This window comes from Micromonospora sp. NPDC057141, assembly GCF_042670805.1.
Classification (GTDB): Bacteria; Actinomycetota; Actinomycetes; order Mycobacteriales; family Micromonosporaceae; genus Micromonospora.
On the sequence record NZ_JBHUVA010000139.1, the window covers coordinates 1 to 7771 of the forward strand.

At 68.4% G+C, this 7771-nt stretch carries 7 protein-coding genes and 1 pseudogene; 3 read left to right on the plus strand and 5 right to left on the minus strand.

Annotation, left to right across the window (positions count from 1 at the left end):
• The first annotated feature begins 302 nt into the window (after window positions 1-302).
• Window positions 303-1565, plus strand: a complete 1263-nt coding sequence (locus ACFT41_RS31665) for an ATP-binding protein (protein ID WP_377590030.1) — start codon at window positions 303-305, stop codon at window positions 1563-1565.
• A 273-nt stretch (window positions 1566-1838) separates the two neighbouring features.
• Here the strand turns inward: ACFT41_RS31665 and ACFT41_RS31670 are convergent, their stop codons facing one another.
• The 3 genes and pseudogenes from ACFT41_RS31670 to ACFT41_RS31680 form a co-directional block, all read right to left on the minus strand.
• The gene (locus ACFT41_RS31670; protein WP_377590029.1) at window positions 1839-2675 is read right to left on the minus strand and encodes a transposase; all 837 of its coding nucleotides are present in this window, start codon (window positions 2673-2675) and stop codon (window positions 1839-1841) included.
• A gap of 67 nt (window positions 2676-2742) precedes the next feature.
• A pseudogene (locus ACFT41_RS31675) lies at window positions 2743-2826 on the minus strand (hypothetical protein); the annotation flags it as partial.
• Window positions 2808-3011, minus strand: coding sequence for a transposase (locus ACFT41_RS31680; RefSeq protein WP_377590028.1), 204 nt, complete (start codon window positions 3009-3011; stop codon window positions 2808-2810). The gene ACFT41_RS31680 and the pseudogene ACFT41_RS31675, both read right to left, overlap by 19 nt.
• Before the next feature lie 710 nt (window positions 3012-3721).
• On the opposite strand from ACFT41_RS31680, the gene ACFT41_RS31685 reads away from it, so the two are divergent.
• Window positions 3722-4108 carry a hypothetical protein gene (locus ACFT41_RS31685; protein WP_377590027.1) on the plus strand — a complete coding sequence of 129 codons (387 nt, stop codon included), beginning with the start codon at window positions 3722-3724 and terminating at the stop codon, window positions 4106-4108.
• A 58-nt stretch (window positions 4109-4166) separates the two neighbouring features.
• Here ACFT41_RS31685 and ACFT41_RS31690 read toward each other — a convergent pair whose 3' ends face one another.
• Together ACFT41_RS31690 and ACFT41_RS31695 are read right to left on the minus strand one after the other, a co-directional pair.
• Window positions 4167-5318 (minus strand): hypothetical protein, encoded by a 1152-nt coding sequence (locus ACFT41_RS31690; protein ID WP_377590026.1) that lies wholly within the window; start codon window positions 5316-5318, stop codon window positions 4167-4169.
• Window positions 5319-5324: 6 nt separating this feature from the next.
• On the minus strand, window positions 5325-5636 hold the full coding sequence (locus ACFT41_RS31695) for a hypothetical protein (RefSeq protein ID WP_377590031.1): 312 nt from the start codon (window positions 5634-5636) through the stop codon (window positions 5325-5327).
• A 61-nt stretch (window positions 5637-5697) separates the two neighbouring features.
• Here ACFT41_RS31695 and ACFT41_RS31700 point away from each other — a divergent pair, with 61 nt between their 5' ends.
• Window positions 5698-7704: a DEAD/DEAH box helicase family protein gene (locus tag ACFT41_RS31700; protein WP_377590025.1), complete on the plus strand. Its 2007-nt coding sequence runs from the start codon at window positions 5698-5700 to the stop codon at window positions 7702-7704.
• Window positions 7705-7771 lie beyond the last annotated feature (67 nt).

The following is a 7771-nucleotide window of genomic DNA, read 5'->3' on the forward strand; positions in this document are numbered from 1 at the left end:
GAGATCAAACGCTGCCTCAAACGCTACGTCGCCCGAGAGCTCTACCGACGCCTCGAAACCCCAACCGAAGCACTTGACGCGGCATAGGAGCGTCCCACAGCCATCCCCACTCCCGGCCCCGCAGGCACGGCAGTGCGGGCCTGCCGCCACCAGCCAACGCTGCATGACGGTGGACCCTTCCACAAACTCCTTCGAGCCCCCGCGATTCGAACACCTAATGGCCCGCATTTCAAACATGATCTTGCCGCATATCGAACGCGAACCTCCCCGCAGATCGAAACCACCGAGGTTATCATTAGGTCGTGCCGACACCGCATCTGATTCCGCGTCGGGCCGCCGCGCAGGTCGACGCTGCTCTGGCGGACACCCGCGTCGTGCTGATCAGCGGCGCACGCCAGGCAGGCAAGAGCACCTTGGTCCGCCTCGTTGCCGGTGATCGTCTGGCCGAGCGCCGCGATCTTGATCAGGCTCAAGACCGGGCGGCGGCGATCGCCGACCCCGTCGGGTTCGTGGACTCCCCCGAACTCCTGGTCATCGACGAGATCCAACGCGCTCCGGAACTGCTGCTGGCCATCAAGGCTGCCGTCGACGAAGATCCCCGCCCAGGCCGGTACCTACTCACCGGCTCGTCTCGGCTGTTCGGCATGGTGGCTGCCCCGGACGCGCTGCCCGGCCGGATGGAAACCGTCGAGCTCTGGCCATTTTCCCAAGGCGAACTCGACGGATCCCTGGACGGATTCATCGACGCCGTCTTCGCGCTCGGCCCGGACCTGCGACACGAGTCGGACGTGACCCGCGCCGACTACGCGGCCCGAATCGTGCGCGGCGGCCTACCCGAGGCTACCACCCGCACCGACCCACGCCGCCGCCAACGATTCCTCGACGCCTACGTCCAGGCGCTCATCGACCGCGACGTCCGGCAGTTGTCCGACATCCAGCACAAGGGCGAGCTACGCAAGCTGGTACGCCTCCTCGCGGCCAGATCCGCGACCATCATCGCCGCCAACTCCCTCGAATCCGCCCTCGGACTCAGCCGGCCGACGATCGCCCGCTACCTCCAAGCCCTGGAAGAGATCTTCCTGATCAAACGGATCCCCGGCTGGTCCCGCAACCTCGGCACCCGCGCCACCGCGGCGCCAAAACTCATCTTCGTCGACTCGGGCATCGCCGCCAACGAAATCGCGACCGACGCCCGCGCACTGCTCCGGCCGGGCGCACCGTTCGGCCCGCTGCTCGAGTCATTTGTGCTCTCCGAGCTGTCCCGGCAGCTCACCTGGTCCGAGCAACTCGTCGATCTCTCCCACTACCGGGACCAGAGCAGGTACGAAGTCGACGCGGTGCTCGAAAACAGATCCGGCCACGTGGTCGGGATCGAAGTCAAAGCAGCCACCACCGTCGGACCCGACGACTTCCGCGGCCTACGCCGACTCGCCGACCGACTCGGCAACGACTTCATCGCCGGCATCGTCCTCTACACCGGAACCTCCACGCTGCCGTTCGGCGACAAACTTCGCGCCCTACCGGTCAGTGCTTTGTGGCAGGTTCCCACCCCTCCAGCAGACTGACCTCGCCCCCTTCCGCAGGTCGCTCCCAGCCGGCGAGAGCACACTGAATGACCTAAAGCTGATCTTCGGCAAGCAAGCACAGTAACGCGCGTCTGCGACCCGTTAACGTGAAACAGAACAGGAAGCCGCAGGTCATCAGCCTATGGGTACAGATAGAGCGTCGTCTTAGGAGTCTCCATGTGGCTCCGGTTGATCTTGGTGGGCAGGGTGGATCGGCCGGCGGGAGCGGGGTCTCGTCGGCGGGGAGCGGTCTGGTTCAGGCTGCGGCGCGGATCACCGGTGCCGGTCGGATAAAGGTCTTGCGGTCACGGACAAGGGCCCAGAGAACGTCGACGCGTCGTCGGGCGAGGGCGAGTATGGCTTGCTGGTGATTCTTTCCTTCGGCACGCTTCTTCTCGTAGTAGGCACGCGATGCAGGGCATTCCCGGGCGGCGGTGAACGCGGCCATCCACAGAATGTGCCGCAGCCGCCGATGAAGCGACGAGGCTGCCGATGGTTCCCGGAGACCGTTCCGGAGTCGCGGGAGACGGGTGCCAGGCCCGCATGCGCGGCCAGTTTGGCGGGGCTGTCGTACTCGGTCATGCCGGCGGTGTGCACCAGCAGTTCGGCGGTCAGCAGGGGGCCCATGCCGGGCATGCTCCCGATGATCGGCGCGAGGGGGTGCTGGTCGAGCTGGTCGGCGATGAGGTCGTCGACGGCGGCGATGCGTTGTTCGAGGACGAGGATTTCGGTGGCCATCTGCCCGACCACCACGGCAGCAGCACGCTGGCCGGGCAGGGTGACAGTCTGCTGCCGGGCGGCGGCGACCATCGCCTCGGCGACCTGGACGGCGTTCTTGACGTGCCCGCGGCGGAGCAGGGCGATGATGCGGTCGACGCCGGCGTGCCGAATCGCCGCCGGTGTCTGCCAGCACGCCAGGACCATCATCGGGGCCTTCCGGTTCAGGTCCACCGCCCGCTCCAGGGCGGGACTGATCCCGGTGAGGAGTTCCTGCAACCGGAACAGGGTCGCGACGCGCTGGCCGACGAGGTCGGCGCGGTAGCCGGTCAGGACGGTCAGTTCGGCAAGGAGCCGGTCGGAGGGTTCCAGGATCGGGATGTCGGGGCGCATGCGGATTGGTCTGGGCGATGACGACCGCGTCGCGGGCGTCGGTCTTGTTCTCTCCGGCGAACGCGGCGGCCATGTGGAACGCGACGGTGCCGGAGACATAGCGGACCTGCACCTGCCGCCGCCACAGCAGGGTCAGCAGCAGCGCGGACAGGCCGGTGGTGACGTCGACCGCCCAGCAGACGCACGGCCGTGCGTCGACACCTCGGCCATGACGGTGAGCAGGGTGGTCTCGTCGTTGGCGACCCGGCGGGAGTAGACGAGCCGGCCGCCGCCGTCGACGGCGGCGACGTGGTGGTGGGTTTTGCCGATGTCCACGCCGATCCACAACTTCGCCACCGTCGTGCTCCCCTTCGTTGATCGGTTCTCTCGGATGCCCTTTGTCTGTGGGTTCGGGTTTGCCGGCACCTTCTACGAATGCGATCGCAGGTCGCGGGTCTCCATCAGCGGTCTACCGAATCTCGCAGACGACGAAGCGGCGGGTGGCATCTCCTACCGTCAGCCAAGCGATCTCGACGAAACACACGCAGCCATACCCGCCACTTCCTGGGCATCACGGTCTACGGCCACCAGGGCCGCGCCCGTTCAACCAAGCCCACCCGCGAGGCGAGAGTTGGTGGCACCTCGAAGCTCAGCCACGATCACGGCGGAACACACACAGCCATCCCCACTCCCGGCCCCGCGGGCACGGCGAACTCAGCCTGCCGCCGTCGCCGGCCGGCACCACGGACACGATGTGCGAGCCCGCGTGTCAACGCCGGCCGAAGGTTCTACGCGGCGTCGACCGGCTGCCCGCTCCCAGGCGTGGAGGCGTGCAGCCGGGCAGGCGACGGGCCTCACGGAAATCGTCCTCCGCGGACTTCGGAGGCTGGATCAGCACGAGGCCGACGCGTGCCGGCGTTCGGCGGAGCGGGTGAGCCATTGCCCGACGATCTCCTCATGGGTTCTAGCCTCACAGTCAGGGTTGACCTTTGTCCTGGCCGGTCCGCGGGCGGGCGGGTCGGGATCGGCGTATCGGGAGGCTCGTTCTCGCATGGGAAACTCTCGCCGTGAGCTCAGGTGTTCCCCGGACGATCAAGGCAGTTGACACGTCAGAGTTGATCCGGCTCGACACCGAGGCGATTCATTGCGGACTGAACCGCAATCACGGGGCAGGGTGGTTGGCGGAGTTCGCCGATCCAGCAGCGGTGCACTATCTGTGGCCGGTACTGGTGCACCGGTTGGGGCACCGGCCTGAGTCTTCGCCGCACTGGCGGTGCATGCTGCTTTTGACGGTGCGAGACGGCCAGCAGATCTTGTCCCTGCTGGATGTCCTGCCCGCCTCGTTCGAGGATCTACCCGAGACGCTGGATGCGGCCACGAAGGCCAAGATCGCCCACCGGCTGGAGCATGAGGGCCTGCTGACGCAGGCGCAGTGGGCCGACCTCAACCCCTGATCCGGGTACTGCTTGGCGGTGATATACGGGCGGCTGATATCGAGCGACGAACCGTGCGTCAGGTGTCGAGGCCTGCGAGGTTGAGGCGTTCGAGCAGGCTGGGCTTGCGGGCGTGCGCCGCCCGGAGCTCGGCCAGCCGGTGTCGGAACGACGGGCTGTCCCCGTCGCGATCGCTGAGTTCGCGCAGGTCGACGAGGAGTTGAACGGCGGTGTCGTACTCGCGGGGTTTTTTCGTGGCGATGAGTTCGTCGACGCGCTGCCATGCGGCGGGTTGGTCGACGGCGAGGGTGTCGAGGTGCCGTTGCCGGGCTGCTACGGCGGACCGTTCCCGGCGGACCCGGTCGCGTTCACGCTGCTCGGCGTCCCGTCGTTCCCGCTCGGCGCGCAACTCCGCGGCGGTGGCGAGCAGTTCCCCGGCGGTGCGGGCGACTGCCGGGGTGGGTGTGTCAGTACGGTGTGCGTCGCGGTAGCGGCGCAGCAGTCGGCTGCGCAGATGGCTGTCGCCGCCGGTGACCAGGTCGATCAGGATGGTGTCCTTGTCCCGAGCGGGCAGCCCGACGACCCAGGTGCGTAGTTGCGTAGCGGTCGGTTCACCGGAGGCGGCCGGCGCCGACCCGGCCGCCGCGGCCGCGATCAGGTCGGGGTCGATGCGCAGGAACTCAGCTAGGGCGGTGAGGGCCGCGTCGAGGGTGTCCAGCCCGGCGGGGACGGGCGGTTCGGGCTCGTCGTCGGTGATCTCCTCGGACTGTACGCAGCGCAGCCAGGCCAAGTAGAGCAGGCGCAGGTCGCCGGCGGCGAGGCCGGCCCGGACCGGGATGATGGAGGTGAGTAGACCGTGGCCGTCGAGGTCCCACTCGTCGGTGCCGTCCTCGTCCTCGTCATGCAGGTCGATCATGACGTGCTTGCCGCCGGTCCACGCGGACGCGCTGTCACCCTGGCAGTACTGGGCGACGATGGCGGGGTCGAGCACGTGTTTCGGTAGCCGGAGCATCAGCTGGCGGGTACCCCAGTTCGCCAGGTACAGGTGCGCGTCGAAGTATCGTTCCATCAGCGTGCGCGGGTCGCCCTTGAAGTTGCCCCACTCGTAGGTGTTCACAAAGCTGGTGGCGGTGATGTCGGCGCGGGTCGACAGCGACCACAGCTCGGCCCGCTCCCGGCCGGTGAGGGGCCGATCGACGGCGGTGGACTCGTAGTACTGGTACTCGCTCATCGCGGCCTACCTTCCGGCCCAGTGCCGGTAGGCGTCGATCCACGCGGCACCGTCCGGCATAGGGGTGGGTAGCGGCAGGTCGAGAAGGCCGACTCGCTGCCGGTGGCGGCCCCGGGCGCAGACCGCGACGATGCTGTCCGCTGCCAGCTCGACCTTGCCTACGGTGACCTCGACGCCGAGGACGGTGGTGGTGAACGGCACCGCCAGATGCTCCTCGATCATGGTGAACAGGCCGCTGCGCTCGTCCTCGTGACCGTCCGTGTCGACGGTGGCTTCCTCGATCATCGCCTCGAGCGCGGTACTCCGCTTCGATGCCATCGGCGCAGGATAGCGGACCGGTGCCGGGGTGTTCGGAGCCAGATGCGCGAGGATGGTCGGCATGGGTTCGGTGGCCAAGTTCGTCGATCTTCGGCGGGAGGTGGAGCGGTTACGGGCGGAGAACGCCCGGCTGGGACGTCTGCTGGAGTTGCGCGGTCAGGACACGTCTGCGGCGCCGGAGCAGTTGTCCGCGCCGGTTGAGCCGCCGGGGCTGGTCACCATGGCTTCGCCCACGCAGGACAAGCTGGCGCTGTTCGCCGACCGGTTCCGGGCCCGGGCCGATGTGTACGCCGTGCGGTGGGACAACGCCCGTACCGGCGCTGCCGGGTGGATGCCCGCGGTCGCGGGCGGTTGGCGTAAGGGTATGGACCGGCGGGGCGCCGCCTACCTGCCCCGGACGACGGAGGTCGTCGCGGCGCATCTGGTCGGCGACGTGTTCATGGGCCTGTACCCGCTGATGCCCGGCAACACCTGCCACTTCGTCGTGGCCGACTTCGACGGGCCGACGGCGATGCTCGACGCCCTCGCCTACGTGAAAGCGGCACGAGCCAGCGCGGTGCCCGCCGCGATGGAGATCTCCCAGTCAGGCCGCGGCGCCCACGTGTGGATCTTCTTCACCGGCGCTGTTCCCGCGGCCACCGCGCGCGCCGTCGGCACGGTCCTGTTGCGCGAGGCGATGGTGCTGCGCGGGTCGATGAACCTGCGGTCGTACGACCGGCTGTTCCCCAACCAGGACGTCCTGCCCGAGGGTGGCTTCGGCAACCTCATCGCCGCACCGCTTCAGGGACGCCGCCGCAAGGATGGACTGACCACCTTCCTCGACCTCGGCACCCTCGAGCCGTACACCGACCAGTGGGCGTTCCTGTCGACGCTGGACCGGCTCAGCCCCGGCGACGCCGAACACGTCGCCCGGCAGGCCAAGCAAGCCGTCACCGGTGCCGACGTCGCCGCGATGAGCCGGTCCGCCGCGACGCAGGTGCATCCTCCGCTGCCTCCGGTGGTCCACGCGGAGACTGGTGCCGGGCTGAGCATCGACGCCGGACAGCTCACCCCCGCCGCACTGGCGACGTTCAAGCACGCCGCTGCCATGGTCAACCCGAAGTTCTACGAGTTGCAGAGACTCCGCAAGTCCACGTGGGACACCCCGCGCTTCATCCAGGGCTACGACCTCACCCTCGATGATCACCTGGTCCTCCCGCGGGGCCTGCGGCACACCATCGCCGCGATCGTCGAGCGCGCCGGGTCGCGGCTGGCCGTCACGGACGCACGAAACCCCGGGACCGAGATCGACGCCGCGTTCACCGCCGAACTCACCGGCAAGCAGGCCGACGCGGTCGGCGCGCTTCTCGCCCACGACGACGGGATCCTGGTCGCTCCACCAGGCTCCGGCAAGACCGTCATGGCCTGCGCCGTGATCGCCGAACGCAACACCTCCACCCTGGTCCTCGTCGACCGCAAAGCCCTCGCCGACCAGTGGCGCACCCGCGTCGAGCAGTTCCTCGGCATCAAGCCGGGTCAACTCGGCGGCGGCCGACGCAAGCTCACCGGCACGGTGGACATCGTGTTGCTGCCCTCCCTCGCCCGGCGCGACGACGTCGCCACCCTGACCCAGGGGTACGGGCACGTCATCGTCGACGAATGCCACCACCTCGGCGCCGCCGCGTACGAGCACTCGGTCAAACGGATCGCCGCGCAGTTCTGGCTCGGTCTCACCGCCACCCCCACCCGACGCGACGGCCTCGGCCAACTCGTCACCTGGCAACTCGGACCCGTCCGGCACACCCTGACCGACGAGGAACAAGGCACCCTCGCGGCAGCGATGCACGTCGACGCCGGACCCCGACGAGCGCTGTTCATCCACGAGGCCACCTTCCAGCCCGGCGACATCGACCTTGACGCCCCCGGCGCGCTCGCCGAGGTGCACCGGCGACTGGCCCTCGACGAGCCCCGCAACACCCAGATCACCGACGACGTCGCCGTTGCCCTGACCCGCGGTCGCAACTGTCTCGTCCTGACCCGGCGGGTCGCCCAGGTCGAGGCTCTCAGAGGGCGGTTTGGAGATTCTTGAGTTGGTCTATGCGTTGAGCCCGGTTGGTGGTCTTCCGGCGGGTTTGTTGTGGGTCTCTACCAGTCGA

What these genes read in the sequence shown, in the direction of transcription:
- ACFT41_RS31695 (WP_377590031.1), bottom strand. Translation starts at nt 5,636, where the DNA reads ATGGCATCGAAGCGGAGTACCGCGCTCGAGGCGATGATCGAGGAAGCC.
- ACFT41_RS31670 (WP_377590029.1), bottom strand. Translation starts at nt 2,675, where the DNA reads ATGCGCCCCGACATCCCGATCCTGGAACCCTCCGACCGGCTCCTTGCC.
- ACFT41_RS31700 (WP_377590025.1), top strand. Translation starts at nt 5,698, where the DNA reads ATGGGTTCGGTGGCCAAGTTCGTCGATCTTCGGCGGGAGGTGGAGCGG.
- ACFT41_RS31690 (WP_377590026.1), bottom strand. Translation starts at nt 5,318, where the DNA reads ATGAGCGAGTACCAGTACTACGAGTCCACCGCCGTCGATCGGCCCCTC.